Below are 20,716 nucleotides of genomic sequence, written 5' to 3' on the forward strand. Positions count from 1 at the left end.
ATTCGCGAGAATGGCGACTGGAAAGATCCTGAGGATTAATGTTTATAGTATTATATAGTGGAAAAGGATCCGATCTTTTATAGGTCGGATCTTTTTTTTAGTCAATTTCAAATTTATAGACAGCTTTTAGATGGGGCTGTTTAATTTTCGTGCGGAAAAACCAACAGCCTTGAACGGCTTTCTTCGCCGGACGATTTACATATCATCCATTTACCCGGGGCGACGCAATTCAAAGAATTACTTTGCCCCGGGCTAAAATACAACGCACTTTCAGCGCTTTTATTAAGAGCCCCAAAGGGGCGACAGTCAATAGCCCGGTGCGACTGACGGAGTCAGGAAGCGCCGGGAAATAGAATAAAGGTGTAAATCGTCCGGCGAAGAAAGTTGGATAGAAATGGTTGGCGGCACCGGACGAAATAAATCGAAAGTAACGTACTCAGTACGATTAAAGAAAACTCTGTGGGCAAAGCATCGTACTCAGTACGATTGAAGAAAACTCTGTTGGTGAAGCATCGTACTCAGTACGATTGAAGAAAACCCTGTTGGTGAAGCATCGTACTCAGTACGATTGAAGAAAACTCTGTTGGTGAAGCGTCGTACTCAGTACGATTAAAGAAAACTCTGTGGGCGAAGCATCGTACTTAGTACGATTGAAGAAAACCTTGTGAGGGAAGCATCGTACTCAGTACGATCAATGAAAATGAGGGGAGAGTATTGCAGAAGCCCTGTATTTCCTATCTTTGAATGAAACTAGAAAAACAAAAGAATATGGCACGAACGTACTGGAAACCCGGAACAATTGTTTATCCCCTGCCCGCAGTAATGGTAAGTTGTGGCGAAAATCCTGAAGAATATAACATTATAACCATCGCCTGGACCGGCACCATTAACAGCGATCCGCCCATGTGTTATATTTCAGTTCGTCCGGGGCGCCATTCATACGACATTATTAAACGCACCGGCGAATTTGTTATCAACCTCACCACCGAAAAGCTGGCAAAAGCAACCGACTGGTGTGGCTGTCGATCGGGCCGTAAGTACAACAAATGGAAGGAGATGAACCTGACACCTGCGCCCGCCAAAATGGTAAAAGCGCCCATTATCGAGGAGTCGCCGGTAAACATCGAGTGCCGTGTAAAAGATATTGTTGAGCTGGGCTCGCACCACATGTTTATTTCCGAAGTGGTAAGCGTTTCGGTCGACGATACTTATATGAATGAAGAACAGGCTTTCAGTTTCTCCAAGGCAAATCCTTTGGTGTATAGCCATGGACACTATTTCGGCATGGGAAAACGTATTGGCAAGTTTGGCTGGTCGGTTGAGAAGAAAAAAACGAAAAAGAAACGAAATAAGTAAAATAAACCTTATTCTGAGAAAAACCTTTGTAGTAACGAATGTAGCAGGAACAAAACCTTATTAACCTAATTGAATGAGAAAACTATTGTTAAAGAAATAAGGTTCGGGTTATTATTTCAATCTGATTGCTACTAAGGTTGAGATTGAAGAAATAAAGTTTTCCGATAGTAATACGGGTGAAGTATAAGCAGGATTTTGATAAAAAACGGAAGCTTGTCGTTCACTCGCTAAATGAAATAAATCATTCTTTTTAAACAATTTCCGCTCTTTTTTTGTAATCCTTTAAACTTTCTGAAGACTAGTCAGAATAATATTTAATTGTGAGAAAAATGAAGAGTATCTATTTATTAGCATCAATCTTTTTAATGAATTTAGGAATGGTAACAGCACAAACAAATCCATTACTCGAAGATTTTAATACACCGCACAATGCGGCACCTTTCGATAAAATCAAAAACGAGCATTTTATGCCGGCTTTCGAGGAAGGAATAAAACAAGGCAAGGCCGACGTAGAGAAAATCAAAAATAATCAGGAGGCGCCAACATTCGAAAACACCATCGTTGCTTTAGACGAGGTTGGTCGTTTGTTAACACGTACATCGGGTGTATTTTTTAACCTGCTGAGTTCGGAAACCAACGACGAATTGCAGAGCATTGCACAAGAAGTATCACCAATGCTAACCGCATTTCAGAACGATATTTCGTTAGATCCCTTGCTTTTTGAGCGCGTTAAAGCCGTGTATAACAAAAAAGACGAGTTGGATTTAACCACCGAGCAACAAACGCTTCTGGAGAATAACTACATTGGTTTCGTGCGCAGTGGTGCAAATTTGTCGGATGCCGATAAAGAAAAGTTTCGCGAATACAGCACCGAACTGTCGAAGTTAAGCCTCGATTTTGGCGAGAACGTACTAAAAGAAACCAATAAGTACGAGTTAAACATTACCGACAAAAGCAAGCTGGCCGGATTACCGGAAGGCGCTTTGGAAGCAGCTGCCGGAAAGGCAAAAGCAAAAGATCAGGAAGGTTGGACTTTCGATATTTCGATGCCAAGCTACCTGCCCGTATTGCAATATGCCGATAACCGCGATTTGCGCAAAGAGTTGTATATGGCATATGGCTCGAAATCGTTTAAAGGAGATGAGCTGGATAACCAGGAAAATGTAAAACGTATTGTGGAGTTACGCCTGGAAATGGCAAAACTACTGGGGTATAAAAACTACGCCGATTACGTTTTGGAGCGCCGAATGGCAATGAATGCCGATGGCGTTTACGGCTTGCTCAACGATTTGTATGAGGCATCGTACAAAGTGGCAAAAGAGGAAAAAGATGAGATTGAAACGTATGCCCGCAAGAATGGTTTTGAAGGCGATTTAATGCCTTGGGACTGGAGCTACTACAGCGAAAAACTTAAGGTGGAAAAATTCGATCTGAACGACGAAATGCTGAAGCCGTACTTTGAGTTAAGTAGCGTTGTTGACGGCGTTTTTGGCCTGGCCACCGAACTTTTTGGCGTAACGTTTAAAGAGAACAAAGATATTCCGGTTTATAACGAAGAGGTTACAGCCTACGAGGTGTTTGATGCCGATGGTACTTTCCTTTCCGTATTTTATACCGATTTTCACCCGCGCCCCGGAAAACGTGGTGGTGCCTGGATGAACGATTTTAAAGGGCAATGGATGGAGAATGGTGTTGATTCGCGCCCGCATGTAACCATTGTAATGAACTTTACCCGCCCAACTTCAAGTAAGCCGGCTTTGTTAACGTTTAGCGAGGTGGAGACATTTATGCATGAATTTGGCCATGCGCTGCACGGAATGTTGGCAAAATCGACTTATTCAAGCCTGTCGGGAACCAATGTTTACCGCGACTTTGTTGAGCTTCCATCGCAGATAATGGAAAACTGGGCAGTTGAAAAAGACTTCCTCGATCGTTTTGCAAAACATTACGAAACCGGTGAGCCAATTCCGGCCGAGCTGGTACAAAAGATTGTTGATTCGCAAAATTACCTTGCAGGTTACCTGTCGGTTCGTCAGTTGAGTTTTGGTTATTTGGATATGGCCTGGCATACACTTGAAAAGTCTTTTGAAGGCGATGTGAAGGATTTTGAAGAAAGTGCGTGGAAGAAAGTGCAGATCTTTCCGGCAATCGAAGGTGTTTGTATGAGTACACAATTTGGGCACTTGTTTGCCGGAGGTTATGCCGCCGGATATTACGGTTACAAATGGGCCGAAGTGCTGGATGCCGATGCATTTAGCGTGTTTAAAGAAAAAGGCCTGTTCAACAAAGATGTGGCCGCTTCGTTCCGCGAAAATATTTTGGAAAAAGGAGGAACTGAGCATCCGATGACACTTTATAAACGTTTCCGCGGGCAGGAGCCAAAAGTTGATGCACTGCTAAAACGCAGCGGATTATTGTAAGCTTTTTAAAGCGTGATGGTCTCACTCAAAGTGAGCCTATCACTAAATAATATTGAGAATGGCATCTCGTAATGAGGTGCCATTTTTTCTTAAAGTCACTATCTTTTTAAGTGTATTGCCGTTTGTGTTTCGTCCGGGAGAACCATCTGGCTTCGATCTGCTTTCTTCACCGGACGATTATCCTTTGGTTCTTTCATCCCGGCGCTACGCACCGGGTTATTCGCATTCGACGCTTCCAGCGTCATGATAAGCTTGCAATTCCGACATAGCTGTTTAATAAACTCGTCTTAACTTTGTAATTCTGCTCAATATCCCAACGGGATAAAATGTGACTAACCTCGGGTGAAACCCGGGGTAGATGCGGAAATGTATCAAAGGCGCAATCAATAAGTTGTTCAAAGCATTGGCGTTTTATGCGCCTTCTTTGTAATGATTCTTATGAAATACTGTCAACAGACTTTACTTTCATTACTGTTGGTGATTCAAGGGAATTATGATTTTTTTATGGAAACATTCAAAAACGGCGACTAGTGGTAATTGTGCTCAGTAGCAGAAAATTATAGTTATGATAAAGATTCGAAATTTATATCTTTATGCATATCATTAACCAATACAAACAATGAAAGCCAAAAACAAACAAATGCACCGGAGCCTTACAAAAACCGATAGAAAGAATTTGAGAGAGCAATGTAAAATGGGATTGATTTTATCGTTGCTGGTATTTGTTCTTGCAACAGTTATTGGAGTAACGATTTACGAGTTATCCTTTGATACGAATCCCAATGGATTGAATCTTAAAATAGCAGGTTTAATTACAACCGGCACGTTGAGTTCTTCAGTGCTCCTTAACTTTCTGATATGTAATAGATACTATCACGATTTGCAATTCAATGAAAAAGTTCAGGTGATAAAAACCTTGATGAACAAATCAAAGTCAACTATTTATCATGCCTCTGCGTTGGGCAGCAATGTGTCTAAGGCTTATACTGAAAAATTTGAGTTTGTTGTTGACGGTATAAATTTCAACGTTGATAAAGAATTATTTGAACTCTGCGCCAAGGGAGATCAATTGATTTTTAATTATGCTCCGAAAAGTGAATACCTTTTAAGTATTGAAAAAGGTAACTGAAATGTAAAAAGTTAGTTGGTATATGGTCATACCCTCACTTTGAGTGAGAGTATGACCAGATATCTTTCTAAAAGAAGTCGTCGAATTCTTCCGGATTCGAACTCCTGTTCTCCAGTTCATCGCAATCGAGATTGATGTTAAAGCCTGCAGGTTTTTTAAATTCCATTTCGTCTTCTTTGTAACCGATTGATTCATCGGCCAAAACTTTCTTGTAAAAATAACCCCAGATTGGCAGTGCCATATTGGCTCCCTGCCCGGATGCGATGGTTCTAAAGTGAATGCTTCGTAAGTCAGCACCGGTCCACACACCGGCAGTTAGTTTTGGTGTTGTGCCGATAAACCAGCCATCAGAGTGGTTCTGTGTCGTTCCTGTTTTTCCGGCAATTGGCATGCTAAAACTTCCATAGTCGGTAGTCACCCTTTCGCGAAACAGGTTCGAAAAACGTAAGCGGATTCCGGTTCCCTGGTCAATTACTCCCTGCAGCAGGTTTAGCATCAGGTAAGCCGTTTGCTCATCAATTGCCTCCTGGCGTTCGGGAACAAAGCGGGCAATAACATTGCCATGGCGATCTTCGATACGGGTTACAAAGTATGGTTTAATGTAAACCCCGAGATTGGCATAGGTATTAAATGCCGCTACCATTTCGTACAAGGTAATATCAGAGGTTCCGTAAATCATAGAGGGTTGCGGATCGATGGGGCTGTAAATCCCCAGTCGTTTCATTACCTCAACCACGGCCTCAGGAGTAAACTGCTTTAAAACCCAGGCAGAAATACGGTTTTTAGAATTTGCCAGTCCCCACTTTAACGTTACCATTTTTCCGTCAGTCTCCGGGTCAACATCCGAATCTTTTGGTTCGTAAATGCTTCCGTCCCAAAGTATAAATTGTTGGGGAACATTGGGAACCTTGGTGCAGGGCGTTAATCCGTTTTGCATGGCCAGCGTGTATAAAAACGGTTTTACGGTTGATCCAACCTGGCGTTTTCCGCCTTTTACCATGTCGTACATAAAATGCTGGTAATTGGGGCCGCCAACGTAGGCTTTTACTTTCCCCGATTCGGTGTCCATGGCCATAAACGATGAGCGGAAAAACTTCAGGTAATATTTGATCGAATCCATCGGAGTCATCAAAGTATCCACTGCGCCACCCCATTTAAAAACGGTCATATCAACGGGCTTGTTAAACTCCTTCTTTATTTCATTGAGGCTTTTTCCGGCCCGGTTCATTACACGGTAACGTTCGCTTTTTCTTATTTCGTTGTTCAGCAGGTTGTCAACATCTTCCGCACTCATGTTATTGGCAAACGGTGGATTTCGCAAATCCGACAGGCTGCCATCAAATAAAGGCTGCAAGTCATACCGTAAATGTTGTTCAACCGCCTGAACCGCATATTTTTGCATGCGCGAGTCGAGTGTGGTGTATATTTTTAAACCATCGGCATAAATATCGTAAGGTTCTCCATCGGGTTTGGTGTTTTTATTGCACCAGCCGTACAGCGGATTGTTTTTCCATTCATCCAAATCCTCAATATATTTCTGCTCCTGCCACGTGGCATAGTTCTCGCGCTCCGGTTTTTTGGCAGTAAGCGTTAAGCGCAGGTATTCGCGGAAATAGGGTGCCGGGCCAAGTTTGTAATCCACCTTTTTATATTCCAGATCGAGTGGCATTTTTTTCGCCGAGTCGGCAACTTCAGGAGTAATGTAGCCGTATTTTTCCATTTGGTTCAGTACCACATTCCGGCGTTGTAACACCATTTCGGGGCGGCGAACCGGATTAAATAGCGAAGAGTTTTTGGCCATACCTACCAACATGGCAGCCTGGTGAAGTTTCAGCGAATCGGGTTGCGTATTAAAATAAACATCGGCTGCCGAACGAATTCCAACCGCGTTGTTCAGGTAATCGTACTTGTTCAGGTACATCAAAATAATCTCTTCCTTGGTGTAGCTGCGCTCCAGTTTTACGGCAATAACCCATTCTTTAAATTTTCGCATTACCAGTTCCATGCTGCTGGAAAGTCCATCGCGTGGGAAAAGCATTTTTGCCAGCTGCTGGCTTAGGGTACTTCCACCTCCCGAGCTGGTATCGCCGGTAACAATTCCTTTAAATACACGAATCAGGCCACGAAAATCAATTCCCGAATGATCGTAAAAACGAACATCTTCTGTGGCAACCAAAGCATTTATCAAATGTGGTGGTAAATTTTCGAAATTTACGTAAGTACGGTTCTCCTGGTTAAAATATTTATCAATGGTCGGTCCGTCTTCAAAATAGATTTCCGATGCCAGAATATTTTGTGGGTTTTCGAGGTCTTCAAAACTTGGCATAAAACCCAGATTGCCCTTGGCTATCAGAAAGAAAAGGAGAAAGACGGAAACGATACCCAAGCCTACGATCGACCAGAAAATCAGGATGTATTTTTTAAAGCTTTTTTTTGTTTCGCTCATGAATTTCGCTCGTTTTAATGTGGCAACAAATATATACGATTCTGTTATGGGAACCACGTAAATAACGCCTTGAAATTGGAGAATATTTTATTTTTTAAAAAATAAAATCGTCATTTTCAATTAAATAGAAAATGAAAAAATAGCTCATTAAATTTTGAACTTAGCTCATCATTTTCTTTAATTTGCAGAATTTTTAGAACGGATTAGAACGAATATGCACAAAAACCTGGTTATAGTCGAGTCCCCTGCAAAGGCGAAAACAATTGAAGGATTTCTTGGAAAAGACTACGTGGTAACCTCAAGTATGGGGCACGTTAGAGACTTGGAAAAGAAAGACTTCGGGATTGATATTGAGAACAATTATCAGCCCAGATACAAGGTTTCTTCGGATAAGAAGAAAATAGTAACAGAACTGAAAAAGTTAGCAAAGGAGGCCGAAACGGTTTGGCTCGCTTCCGATGAAGACCGCGAGGGAGAAGCTATTGCCTGGCACCTGAAAGAGGTGCTGAAGCTGAAAGATGATAAAATAAAACGAATTGTTTTTCACGAAATAACCAAGGACGCCATTACACGTGCCGTTAAAAATCCGCGTGATATCGACGAGCATTTGGTAAATGCACAGCAAGCCCGTCGTGTGTTAGACCGTATTGTGGGTTTTGAAGTATCGCCGGTTTTGTGGAAAAAAGTAAAACCATCGTTAAGTGCAGGTCGTGTTCAGTCGGTTGCAGTTCGTTTAATTGTTGAGCGCGAACGCGAAATCCGCGATTTTAATACGGAAACCTGGTTTCGTGTAAACGGATACTTCCTGGTGCCCGATGAAGATGGAAACACTACTGAATTAAAAGCAGAACTTTCAAAACGTTTTACAACCCGCGAAGAGGCCAACGCTTTCCTCGAAAAGTGTAAAACAGCAGAGTTTAAAGTAAGCGACGTGGTGAAAAAACCGGGGAAACGATCGCCGGCACAACCATTTACAACCTCAACATTGCAACAGGAAGCGAGTAGAAAACTGGGATTCTCAGTATCGCAAACCATGGCCGTTGCACAGCGTTTGTACGAAAGTGGTAAAATCACTTACATGCGTACTGACTCGGTGAATTTGTCGGGCCTGGCATTAAATACTTCGAAACAAAAAATCACTGAACTTCATGGTGAAAATTATGTGAAGATCAGAAAATTTAAAACGAAAGCTAAAGGAGCACAGGAAGCTCACGAGGCCATTCGTCCTACCTACATGGAAAACCAAACGGTTCCCGGATCGTCGCAGGAGCAACGTTTGTACGAATTGATCTGGAAACGTACCATCGCTTCGCAAATGGCTGATGCTATTTTGGAGCGTACCAATGTAACCATTGATGTGTCGAATGCAACAGAGAAATTTCAGGCAACCGGCGAGGTAATTGTTTTTGATGGTTTCCTTAAAGTATATATTGAATCGACCGACGATGAAAATTCAAATGCAAATGGCCAGACTTTAATTCCACCGGTGCATGTTAACGAGCCGCTTGAAATGACTTCTGTTGTTTCGACACAACGTTTTTCGCAAAGGCCGCCACGATATACGGAAGCGTCGCTGGTAAAACGTTTGGAGGAGCTGGGAATTGGTCGTCCGTCAACTTATGCGCCAACCATTACAACGGTTCAAAACCGAAACTATGTTGTAAAAGAAGAGCGTCCGGGTGTGGAACGGAACTTTACTGTTCTTACCCTGAAAGACGGAAAAATTAAAGAAGAAGAAAAGACTGAGATCACCGGAGCTGAAAAAAATAAGCTGTTTCCAACCGATATAGGTATTGTTGTTAATGATTTCCTGATGGACAATTTCGATGAGATTATGGACTACAACTTTACGGCAAATGTTGAGAAGGAATTTGATGATATTGCTGACGGGAAGATGGTTTGGAATGAAATGATTGATAAGTTTTATCAGCCGTTTCATGGCAAAGTGGAACACGCCCTTGAAAATGCGGAGCGCTCGAAAGGAGAACGTATTTTGGGTATCGACCCGAAGACCGGTAAAGAGGTATCAGTTAAGATTGGCCGTTTCGGACCCCTGGCTCAATTGGGAGAAGTGTCGCAGGACGAAGGAGCTGAAAAACCACAGTTTTCAAGCTTGCGAACCGGTCAGCATATCGAAACAATTACCCTGGAAGAAGCACTCGATCTGTTTAAACTTCCACGCGAATTAGGCGAATACGAAGGCAAAAAGGTAACTGTAGCCATCGGTCGTTTTGGTCCGTATGTGCGTCACGACAATAAATTTGTTTCGCTCGGAAAAGAAGACGATCCGTATTCGGTACAACTCGACCGAGCCATTGAACTGATTGAAGCCAAGCGTGAAAAAGACCGTAATGCTGTTGTTAAAATATTTGAAGAAGATGCAGAGCTGCAGGTGCTTAACGGCAGGTGGGGGCCTTACATAAAGCACGGAAAGAAAAATTACAAAATACCAAAAACGACTAAGGCAGAGGAGCTGACTTTCGAAGATTGTATGAAGATCATCGAGACGGCTCCGGAACCTAAAAGCCGTCGCGGTAGAAAAAAATAAAGAATAAAGGCAGATGATTTGATCATTTGCCTTTATTTTTAAAAGCAAAAAAAATGAATTTGTTTCCCTACTTCGATGCGGTTGATTTTTCGCAGTATGTCGATGATGTACCTTTCGCCTGGAAATATTCAATGGGTGCTACCATTGAAAAGAATACCGTAAAATTGCAGGAAGGCCGTTTGAAAAATATTGAGCTGGCTATTGTTGGCGTTCCGTTTAACAGCAAGCACGATGATTTTAAACGAACGGCAACGCCCGACAAATTGCGTAAAGCATTTTACGGTTTGGCCGGAGTTGAGAAACTTAACATTATCGATTTGGGGAACCTGAAAGCATCAACCAGCCACAAAGGAAATTACCTGGCACTGCGCGATGTGGTAGATTACCTGAGCGAATTGGATATTGTTACTATTGTATTTGGCGGAAGCCAGGATTACAGCTACGGCATTTGTCAGGCTTTCCAGTCGAATCCCTTTTTCTCGTTTAGCGCTATCGATGCCTTTTTGGATGTGAAAAAGGGTGTTGAGTCGCTGAGCTCAACAAACTACTTGTCGCAGGTTTTTAAAGCCCTTCCCGATCTGTTTCAGTTTAATTTGCTGGCTTATCAGAGTCATTACGTTCCCGATGTTTATTTCGAGAAAACAAAAGGAATTGGAGTGCATTTGCGCTTGGGGAAACTGCGTGACAATATTGCCGATGCCGAGCCGGTTCTTAGAAACAGCGACTTTTTAACTTTTGATATGGCGGCGTTAAAGTCGTCGGAAGCACCCAACAGTCTGAATCTCCCTAACGGTTTGTATGCCGACGAAGCCTGCCAGTTAATGAAGTACGCCGGGGCAAGTAACCGTTTAAAAGTATTTGGCTTGTTTGGTTTAAATATCGGCGAGGAGCCGGGAGAATTGTCGTTAAACCTGGCCGCACAGCTGGTTTGGTATTTTGTTCAGGGCTACCTTATCAGAGACAGACGAAAACCGGAGCAGGGTGATGGATTTTCGGTATATAGTGTGGAAATACCCGAGCTTCCGGCGCCGCTTGTATTTTATAAAAACGACACTACCACACAATGGTGGGTTCAGGTGCAGGCAATAAACAACGAAACCAGATATTTTGCCTGTTCAGAAAAAGATTACGAGGTGGCCAGTAGTAACGAAATACCTGAGCTTTGGTTGAAATATGTTCAAAAAACCGACGAAATAGTAAAATAATAGCTTCTAATAAACGTTCTTTGCATACCTTGTTAACAGTTGATTGTTACAAACAACTAAAAATTGTTTCTTTGCCGCAGCAGAGAAAAGGCTAAATTGCCCTATGAAAAGAGAAGTATGAGAAAGGCTGTATCTTTTTTGTTCATCATAATGTCGGTTACACTGGTTACGTACGGTCAAATAGATCCACAATACACCAATAATATGTATTATAAGTTAGGTGTAAATCCCGGATTTGCCGGAACCGGCGATGCCATAACCGGTTTATTGATTAACAGGTACCAGTGGTCGGGGAGCGGTAAAGTGCTTGTTTTTAGTGCTGATGCTGCGGTAAATGCGTTTGATAGGACAGAAGGGATTGGAATTAGCGTTTTAAGCGACAAGTTGGGATTTTATGATAACACGTGGGTTACATTGAGTTTGGCACATAGAGTGAGTACTTCTATCGGAACCCTGGGGTTGGGCTTGTCGCCCGGACTGTTTAATTACAGTGTAAATGGTGAATGGGTAATTCCGCAAGGTGGTATGTATACACCGCCCGACTCAGATCCTTCCATTCCAAAAGGCGAAGCGAGTCAAATTGCTTTTGATGTCGGATTTGGAGCTTTTCTTTATACAAACAATTATTATGCAGGTTTTTCGGCAATGCATCTTAATCAGGGCGCTATAAAATACGATGACGTTGCTGTTGATTTTTTAACGAGACATTATTATTTAATGGGCGGGTACAATATTAAACTTGCTGATCCGTTGTTTGAATTGTGGCCGTCGTTTTTAATAAAAACAGATTTAGCATCTGTACAATTTGATATTAACACGAATATAGTTTATAACGACAAATTTTGGGGCGGTCTATCTTATCGTCATCAGGAAGCAGTGGCTCTGCTTCTTGGTATGGAACTGTTTAATGGCATGCGAATCGGGTATTCATTCGATTTTGTAACATCGGCAATGCGCCGTACTGGTTTTGGTTCGCATGAAGTATTTGTAAGTTATTCGATTGATTTAGAGAGAAATCGTAACCAAAAATACAAGAGTATTAGATTTTTGTAAAATATGTTTAGTGAAAATAAGAAAAGGAACGGAATTTAATATTTTAATATTTCATTGTTTCTACTTATTTTTAACGACTAATCAGAGCTCGTAAAGTATAAAAGACACATTATGAAAAGACTACTTTCAATTGCAACCTTATTCTTGATTGCACTTAGTTTTGCCGGCTGCTTTGGTGGTGGCGGGAGAGGAAACGGAGAGCTGACAGGAGTAGAAAGAAGGCAGCGATTTAAAGAAACCCAGCCCCTGGGAATGGTTTACGTTCGCAGAGGAAGTTTCAATATCGGGCCTAGCGATGAGGACGCAAGTAGGGCAGGTGTACCAACAAAAACGGTATCGCAAGAACCATTTTGGATGGACGACACCGAAATTACCAATAACGAATATCGACAGTTTGTTGAATGGGTAAAAGAATCGATGGCTCGTCAAATGTTAGGCGATCAGTATCCTGAATTTATGATTACTGAAGACAGGAAGGGAAATATTATCGATCCTCCACAGATAAACTGGGATGAAAAGATTGATTGGGAAGACCCTGATATGCAAATGGCAATGGAAGACCTTTATTTGCCTGAAAACGAACGTTTCTTTGGCAAAAAAGAAATAGATACCCGTAAACTGGTATACGAATATTGGTGGGTTGACCTCAATCAGGCAGCCAAAAGAAGTAACAGCTTTAACTACGAAACACAACGTTACGAAGGTAATGTTTACAACGAGGATGGCGATCTGGTTCCAATTGAGAACCGTTCTTCGTTTATGATGCAGGATCAGGTGCATGTTTATCCTGATACACTTTGCTGGATCAGAGACTTTACCTATTCGTATAACGAGCCGTTGGCAACGCGCTATTTCTGGCATCCCGGATTCGACGACTATCCGGTTGTAGGTGTTACCTGGAAACAGGTAAATGCATTCTGTAACTGGCGTACTAAAATTCAGACGGATTACTTGTCGGAAAAAGGAGAGCCAACATTAATGGCTTACCGTTTGCCAACCGAAGTAGAGTGGGAATATGCTGCCCGTGGTGGTAAGGATTTCTCGATGTACCCATGGGGAGGTTATTATACCCGCGACGAAAAAGGGGTATTCCTGGCCAACTTTAAGCCACTTCGCGGAAATTATGTTGAAGATGGCTCAATTGCAACCATAAAAGTAGGAAGTTACGATCCGAATGAATACGGATTATACGATATGGCCGGTAACGTTGCAGAGTGGACAAGCACTGCTTACGACGAAGCCGGTTACAATTACTTTAGTGATTTAAATCCAACCTTTACATACAATGCCCGCAAGGATGATCCAGCTGTGATGAAACGTAAAGTGATAAGAGGTGGTTCGTGGAAAGATATCTCGCAGTTTGTGCAGGTTTCTACACGTAATTATGAATATCAGGATACGACGAAATCATACGTTGGTTTCCGGTGCGTTCGCTCTACTTTTGGCGAAGAATTTTAGTATTTAAAACAAAACTTTATACCAAACGATATGAATCTGGGAGAACTATTTAAAACTAAGCGCTGGAAAACATTCATGGGGTATGTTTATGGATGGGGGGCAGCAGTCGTTATGGTTGGTGCCTTGTTCAAACTTGAACACTGGAAAGGCTCCAGCGAGTTATTAACCGTAGGTTTGCTTACAGAGGCATTTATATTTTTCCTCTCAGCATTTGAGCCTCCAATCAGTATTCCTGAATGGGATAAGGTATATCCGGAATTAAACGAAGACTACGAGCTTGAGGAAGTAAAAGAGTTGAGAACCACCAACAAAAGTAATGGTTTGGAAACACTTTTTGGAAGCTCGGAGCTTACTCCGGAACTAATGGACCGTGTTGGAAAAGGATTAGCAGAATTAAGTAATACAGCCAAGGGAATCAGCGACATATCTTCGGCTACACTTGCCACCGATATGTATGTTAAAAACCTGGGATCGGCTTCAGAATCAATGAACTCATTTGCCCAAATTAACAACAAGGCAAACGAATCGATCAACAGTTCAGTGAATACCTTAATCGATTCCTATTCTGTTGCTGCTACTCAACTTTCTGAAACCGGAAAAAATCTTTCTGCCGTTTATCAAAAATCATCAGATATCATATCGGGTGAATTGGAAAATATTGGAAGCAGTTCAAAACAATATTCTGGGAACCTGGAAAGACTTAATAAAAATTTAGATAGCCTGAATAGCAATTTCGAAAACCAACTGAAAGATACTCAGGATCAATTCAAAGCAAATCAGAAATTTAACCAGGATCTTGCTGAAATGAACAACATCCTGACCTCTTCGGTTGATGAATTGAAAAAGTATAAAGAAAATGCTGAATCACTCAACAAAAACCTTGAAGCCTTAAATACCATTTACGGCAACATGTTGGGTGCAATGAGCTATAAAAAATAAAGTCCTAGCGTATGGGTGCAAAGTATTGTCCGGAAACACCGAGGCAAAAAATGATAAATCTGATGTACATTGTACTTACCGCAATGTTAGCTCTTAACGTTGCGTCTGAGGTACTTGAAGCATTTCGTGTGGTAGACAATAGTTTATTGCAAACGCTCGAGGCAGTGGACATGCAGAATGCACAGATCTATTCATCGTTTGAGCAGGCTTATATCGAAAATCCAACCAAAGTGCAGGAATGGAAAGATAAAGCGGATCAGCTAAAAAGTAGATCGGAAGAAGTGATAAACTACGTTTCGACATTAAAAGACGAAGTTGTCGCTTACTCCGGAGAGAAGCCGGTAAATGAAGATAACCCGATGAATGAAGAGGGTTATTACCATACAAAACTAGACGGAACGGTTGTTGAAGTGGCCAAGAAAGATGACCTGAACGGACCATCCGAGTTAATGATCACCCAGAAAAGAGCAAACGATCTTAAAAATGCCATTGTCCAATATCGTAAGTTTCTTTCTTCTTTGGTGAGTGAGGATGACAGCGAACTTCGCGAGTTGATTATGAGCGAGCTTAAAACTGCAGACCCTGAAAAAGGTTCGAAAGGAGAAGGCAACTACAAAACATGGGAATCGGAGCATTTTGAGGATAAGCCGTTAATTGCCGTAATGACCTTGCTTTCTAAAATTCAGATCGATGTTAAAAACTCTGAAGCATCGGTAGCAAAATATTTGTATGCTGAAATTGATGAAGGCTCATTTAAATTTAACCGTTTGGGAGCCCGCGTTATTGCCAATTCGAATATAGTACTGATGGGCGACGAATATAAAGCCGAAGTTTTCCTTGCTGCTGAAGATACCACACAACAACCTGTTATCATGATCAATGGCAATGAGGTTGAAGTTAAAGACGGCAAGGCAACCTACATTGGTAATACCAGCCAGGCAGGTAAGTTTACCTGGAGCGGTTTAATTAAATATAAAACGCCGGGAGGAATTATTAAAAGCTATCCTTTTGAGCAGGAATACCAGGTGTCGGAGCCAACAGTAACCATGTCGGCTACCAAAATGAACGTGTTCTACAAAGGTTTGGATAACCCGTTTGATGTGGGTGGAGGAGCCATCCCGAATGAAGATCTTGAAGTTCAAATGACCAACGGAAAGGTTACCAAACGAGGTGATGCATATATAGTGGTACCAACTGATCTTGATGAAATGGGGCGTAATACTAAAGTAAGTGTCTACGCAACAATTAATGGAAGCCGACGTTTGATAGGTACAACCGAATGGCGCGTGAAACGTGTTCCCGATCCGGTAGCACAAATTAATGGTCAGTCGGGAGGGGATATCCGTAAAGAAACGTTACAGATTCAGGATGGCGTTTTAGCGGTACTTGAAGATTTCGATTTCGAATTTGGGTACAAAGTAACTCAGTTTACAATGGAAACAACAAGCGGAGGATACACCAACCGCTATCCGTCAAATTCAAATCGTTTTACCGCGGAACAAAAAAATGCGCTGAGGAATGTGAACATCAATAGTATAGTTTATATAGGAGATATTAAGGCCTTAGGAGATGATGGTACAACCCGTGATCTCGACCCAATATCCTTCAAAGTAAAATAGGTAGTTATGAAGAAGATAGTTGTTTTTATAGGAATGGTTGTTTTTGCGTTAGGCATTATGCATAAAAGCGCCGATGCCCAAATTGTAAACGGAGCCTATAAACAAAACGATATTTACGAGAAAAAACCAATGCCGTTGGTTGCGGTTCGTGAGGCAGATGTTTTCTGGCAGAAGACCTTGTGGCGTGTTATCGATTTGCGCGAGAAAATGAATATTCCGCTCTATTATCCGACAATACCCATTGCCGATCGTACAAACCTGATCTCTTTGCTGCTTAAAGGAATTGAAAGTGGTCAGATTACTCCGTATGACGCGCAGGCTGATGATGACTTTAAAATTCCGATGAGCTTTGCACAGGTAAAAGCGAGGTTTGGTGCGGAAGCTACCACCGAGGAGAAAATTGACTTTGATACCGGTGAACGGACTCAAGTTCAGGTTCAGGGTGAAATTCGCCCAACCGAAATCAAACAATACATGATTAAAGAACAGTGGTATTTCGATAAACAAACATCTACTTTAAACGTGCGTATTCTTGGTATCTGCCCAATTCGCGAATACATGCGCGAAGGCGATACATCAGGACAACCGCAGCGTCAAAAAGTGTTTTGGATTTATTATCCTGAAGCACGTCCGTTGCTGGCGACCAACGTGGTTCAAAATCCGTACAACGAAGCTCGTCAACAATCTTTCGACGACCTATTCATAAAACGTATGTTTAACAGTTACGTGGTTCAGGAATCGAATATGTACAACAACCGCGAAATCAGTTCATACCTGGTTGGAAAAGAAGCGATGTTGGAATCAAAACGAATTGAAGACGAGATTTTTAACTACGAACAAGATCTTTGGGAATATTAATGCGCTAATCAGCATAAAAAAAGCCTTATGTTGTCATAAGGCTTTTTTTTGAAACAATTTTAAAATCAATAAGGCGTTTAGAAATGTAGCATCCAATAATTATTGATGAGAAAAACCATAACATACTTGTTCTTACTGATGCTTTTGCTTGCTTCGTGCAGGAACGAAAGCAACAAATACCTTAAATTGGGTAAAGGAACAAGTGAAAAATGGTTTGAGCCAACACCTCACGGAATGGTTTATGTGCCAAGAGGAGCCTACAACCTCGGGCCAAACGATGATCAGCTATACGCCATAACACCAAATCGAACGGTATCAACGGAAGCTTTTTGGATTGACGATACTGAAATTACCAATAACGAGTATCGGCAGTTTGTATATTGGGTACGCGATAAAAAAGCCCGCGAATTACTCGGGCAAACCTACACCGATTTCCTGATTACAGAAGATAAATACGGTGCCCCGCTGGAAGAACCGGAAATAAACTGGGAAGAACGAATTGAATGGGACGACCCGGAGTATCAAATGGCCATGGAAGAACTGTATTTGCCGGAATACGAACGTTTTGGTTATAAAAAGGAAATTGATACCCGTAAGCTCGTTTACGAATATTACTGGGTAGACTATAAACAAGCCGCAAAACGCAGTAACGCTTATAATTATGAAACGCAACGTTATGAAGGTTCTGTTGTAAACTCAGATGGAGAGGTAGTACCGATTGCAAACCGCAGTTCATTTTTAATGCACGAATCGGCTCCTGTTTATCCCGATACGCTGTGTTGGATCAGAGATTTTGCCTACACTTACAATGAGCCATTCACAATTAAATATTTTTCGCACGTTGGATTTGATGACTATCCGGTTGTTGGAGTAACATGGGATCAGGCACGGGCATTTTGTAACTGGCGTAATAAATTACAGGATTTTGCCTTTACCCGTTCTGATGAAGCGCCGGCACACGAATACCGCCTGCCGACAGAAAGCGAGTGGGAGATTGCAGCACGCGGCGGTATGCACAACACAATGTATCCGTGGGGAAGTTATTACACCCGAAGTGTTGACGGGTGTTTTGTGGCCAATTTTAAGCCATTGCGCGGAAATTATGTTGCCGATAGTCCGACTACCACAACAGCGATGAAAGTGGGTTTATTCGATCCTAATCCTTACGGCGTTTACGATATGGCGGGTAATGTTGCCGAGTGGACATCAACAGCTTTTTTTGAAGGAGGATACGAAGCCATTGATGATTATAATCCGGAAATTCAGTACAATGCCCGTCCCGACGACCCGGCCGTAATGAAACGAAAGGTTGTTCGGGGAGGATCGTGGAAAGACATTGCCTATTTCATACAGTCGGGTACGCGAACTTTTGAGTACCAGGACACCGCAAAATCGTATGTCGGATTCCGGTGCGTAAGAACCTCTTTCCGCGATGATTTGGGTGGCCGTCGGAGTATTCAGGAATAAACTTACTTCTCAGGTATTTCTCTAATTCTCTTTTCAGAACATCAAACTCAATCCGCCGAATACGGTAACTTCTGGCATGGTATAATAGCGGTTTATCGCATAATCCGTACTCAACAGATTTTCTCCGCTAACATATAGTTTTACATTTTTTGTAAGGTTGTAGCTTGCCTTGGCATTCACTAAGTTGTAGCTTTCCAGGTTGATAACCGGTGTTGGATCGTTATCCAAACCCGACACATGTTGTATATTGGCTACCAGCAGCAGTTTCTTTATGCGGTATGATGCATTTAGGAACAGGTGATGTTCCGGCGTAGCATAAACCGGATTTTTCATATTGGTATAACTGTATGTTGCATTCAATGTTAGTGCTTTTGTTGGTGATGCATCCAGCGAGAACTCGATTCCTTTGTTTGAAACCTCTCCGGTATTCTGATAACCGTTTGGCTGACCTGTATTAACAATCAGATTATCGCCTTTAACCAAAAAGGCGGTAAGTTCAGTTCGCATCGTACCATTGAAAAAGGTTTGCATTACGCCTGTTTCGTAATTCCAGATCGATTCCGGGTCGAGATTGGGATTGGGCCCCCACATAAACAGTTCGCGCATTGTAGGGCTTCTAAAGCCTTTTGAAATGGTTCCTTTCCATGTGGTAGAGGGCGAAAATGAATTGGCAAACCCAAGCGATGGAATCCATACCGAACCATATTCGCTGTGGTTATGGTAACGAAGACCAGCGTTGATGATCAGTTTTTCGCCAATGTTTTGTTGTGAAAACAGGTAGGCGCCAAGTTCGGTAATGGTAGTGTCAGCAAAGGTCAGACCCTTTCCACCCATGGCAAAAGTATTTTCAGCATCCCCTCCATAATTCATCAAGTCAAATCCGGCGGTAAGCTTGTTTCCCTCAAAAAGCTGAAAAGTTTCGTACAGGTTTAATCCGTAGTTATGGTCGTTGGAATGGAAACCATCAGTGATTTCGTGTTCGCCAAAATTGTAGAAAAGCTTCAGTGCTCCTGATGCTTTTTCAAAGTTATTTCGCAACGAAAACGACCCGTAACCACGCAAAATATCTATTGTTTCTCCAGCCGAAGCATTCAAGGTGTCAGGACCGGGATCAGATGCATCAAAAGCAGCCACACTAAAATCAGCCGCAGCATCAAAATGCTTGCTGATCTGGTAACCCAGTTTCAGGTATCCGTTGGTTATTTTAAAATCAGAATTGGCACGGTGGCCATCGGTCTGGTCATGATTTCCTGAAATAAATACGCTAAACTTATCCTTTTTGAAACCCACGGATCCCATGTATTTCTGGGTGTTGTACGATCCGTACGAGATGCGGGCATTGCCGTTAACACCTTCGGTATCCTGTTTTTTTGTGATAATGTTAATTACACCACCCATTGCATTCGATCCGTACAGAATGGATGCAGGTCCGCGAATTACCTCCACGCGTTCAACATCCGAAGCCACATACGAATCGGGAAGAGGATGCCCCATAACTCCCATAAACTGCGGGTGCCCGTCGATGAGCATTAAAACGCCGGTGGTTGGACTGCCGCCAATTCCGCGAATTGAAATCTGCCCTGCCGATCCGGCTGCCACACCAAAACCGGTTACACCACGCTCGGTAACAAACAAGCCCGGCACGCGGCCATTTAAAATCGGTAGCAGTGCCGACTCATCGCTTTGCTCAATCTGAGTGCGGTTAACAACCGAAACAGCCATCGGGACATTGTTGCGGTTTACCTGAACCTGCGTACCGGTTACCACTACTTCGTTGATTTTTATGGTGTCGTTGGTTTCAAAATGCATTTGCGCACTGGCAATTCCCTGAGTGATGAATAGGATGAAAAAGCAGAGGATAAATATTCGCATTATAATCGTTTATTGTGTTACGTCTTGATATAATCGTGTTACTTTTTGGACAAAAAAATTATTCGGCTTTGCTCATTACCAGTTTCCCGTGTTGAATTCCTTTCAGACTGATGAGTTGTTCCGAAATTTCAGTAAGTTTTCGCGATGGTCCCTTAACTGCAATAATTTCCATGTAATTCATCTTGTTTAAATAAAAGCCCTGCGATGAAAGAATATACGCTTTGTGTTCGTACTGAATATCAGCCGACCTTTTTAAGATGTCCTTTTTTTCGTGGTTGAAAACGATAATAACGGCACCTGCCACAATGTTGTCGCACTTCCACTTTTCTTCCACCAGATTCTTCTC

Annotated in this window: 14 protein-coding genes; 11 read left to right on the plus strand and 3 right to left on the minus strand. The window is 42.2% G+C overall.

The genetic code is table 11. The features are described from left to right. Window positions 1-768 precede the first annotated feature (768 nt). The 3 genes from ABZB17_RS08370 to ABZB17_RS08380 all read left to right on the plus strand — a co-directional run bounded on the left by ABZB17_RS08370 (window position 769) and on the right by ABZB17_RS08380 (window position 4,905). Entirely contained in the window at window positions 769-1,356 is a 588-nt protein-coding gene (locus ABZB17_RS08370; RefSeq protein ID WP_045025603.1) for a flavin reductase family protein, read from the plus strand. A 329-nt stretch (window positions 1,357-1,685) separates the two neighbouring features. Beyond that, window positions 1,686-3,776, plus strand: a complete 2,091-nt coding sequence (locus ABZB17_RS08375; protein WP_372649350.1) for a M3 family metallopeptidase — start codon at window positions 1,686-1,688, stop codon at window positions 3,774-3,776. 619 nt (window positions 3,777-4,395) lie between these two features. Further along, on the plus strand, window positions 4,396-4,905 hold the full coding sequence (locus tag ABZB17_RS08380) for a hypothetical protein (RefSeq protein ID WP_372649351.1): 510 nt from the start codon (window positions 4,396-4,398) through the stop codon (window positions 4,903-4,905). A gap of 67 nt (window positions 4,906-4,972) precedes the next feature. On the opposite strand, the gene ABZB17_RS08385 is transcribed toward ABZB17_RS08380, so the two are convergent. Then, window positions 4,973-7,351: a penicillin-binding protein 1A gene (locus ABZB17_RS08385; RefSeq protein WP_372649353.1), complete on the minus strand. Its 2,379-nt coding sequence runs from the start codon at window positions 7,349-7,351 to the stop codon at window positions 4,973-4,975. Between the two features lie 214 nt (window positions 7,352-7,565). On the opposite strand from ABZB17_RS08385, the gene topA reads away from it, so the two are divergent. From topA to ABZB17_RS08425, 8 genes are all read left to right on the plus strand, one after another. Next, the gene (gene topA / locus ABZB17_RS08390; protein WP_372649355.1) at window positions 7,566-9,899 is read left to right on the plus strand and encodes a type I DNA topoisomerase; all 2,334 of its coding nucleotides are present in this window, start codon (window positions 7,566-7,568) and stop codon (window positions 9,897-9,899) included. 53 nt (window positions 9,900-9,952) lie between these two features. Further along, window positions 9,953-11,104 carry an arginase family protein gene (locus ABZB17_RS08395; RefSeq protein WP_372649357.1) on the plus strand — a complete coding sequence of 384 codons (1,152 nt, stop codon included), beginning with the start codon at window positions 9,953-9,955 and terminating at the stop codon, window positions 11,102-11,104. Between the two features lie 117 nt (window positions 11,105-11,221). Then, window positions 11,222-12,157, plus strand: coding sequence for a type IX secretion system membrane protein PorP/SprF (locus ABZB17_RS08400; RefSeq protein WP_372649359.1), 936 nt, complete (start codon window positions 11,222-11,224; stop codon window positions 12,155-12,157). Between the two features lie 111 nt (window positions 12,158-12,268). After that, entirely contained in the window at window positions 12,269-13,615 is a 1,347-nt protein-coding gene (locus ABZB17_RS08405; RefSeq protein WP_045025598.1) for an SUMF1/EgtB/PvdO family nonheme iron enzyme, read from the plus strand. A 30-nt stretch (window positions 13,616-13,645) separates the two neighbouring features. Further along, window positions 13,646-14,554: a gliding motility protein GldL gene (gldL, locus tag ABZB17_RS08410; protein WP_372649361.1), complete on the plus strand. Its 909-nt coding sequence runs from the start codon at window positions 13,646-13,648 to the stop codon at window positions 14,552-14,554. Between the two features lie 11 nt (window positions 14,555-14,565). Next, entirely contained in the window at window positions 14,566-16,173 is a 1,608-nt protein-coding gene (gene gldM / locus ABZB17_RS08415) for a gliding motility protein GldM (protein WP_372649363.1), read from the plus strand. A 6-nt stretch (window positions 16,174-16,179) separates the two neighbouring features. Continuing rightward, window positions 16,180-17,031 (plus strand): gliding motility protein GldN, encoded by an 852-nt coding sequence (gldN, locus tag ABZB17_RS08420; RefSeq protein WP_372649365.1) that lies wholly within the window; start codon window positions 16,180-16,182, stop codon window positions 17,029-17,031. Between the two features lie 105 nt (window positions 17,032-17,136). Continuing rightward, entirely contained in the window at window positions 17,137-18,498 is a 1,362-nt protein-coding gene (locus ABZB17_RS08425; protein ID WP_372649367.1) for an SUMF1/EgtB/PvdO family nonheme iron enzyme, read from the plus strand. A gap of 33 nt (window positions 18,499-18,531) precedes the next feature. On the opposite strand, the gene ABZB17_RS08430 is transcribed toward ABZB17_RS08425, so the two are convergent. Together ABZB17_RS08430 and ABZB17_RS08435 are read right to left on the minus strand one after the other, a co-directional pair. After that, a complete protein-coding gene (locus tag ABZB17_RS08430; RefSeq protein ID WP_372649369.1) occupies window positions 18,532-20,370 on the minus strand; it encodes a TonB-dependent receptor in 1,839 nt (612 codons plus the stop codon). Window positions 20,371-20,428: 58 nt separating this feature from the next. After that, on the minus strand, window positions 20,429-20,716 hold a 288-nt coding region (locus ABZB17_RS08435), incomplete at its 5' end, for a nickel-responsive transcriptional regulator NikR (protein ID WP_372649371.1).

Source organism: Draconibacterium sp., from assembly GCF_041583095.1.
Lineage (GTDB): Bacteria > Bacteroidota > Bacteroidia > Bacteroidales > Prolixibacteraceae > Draconibacterium.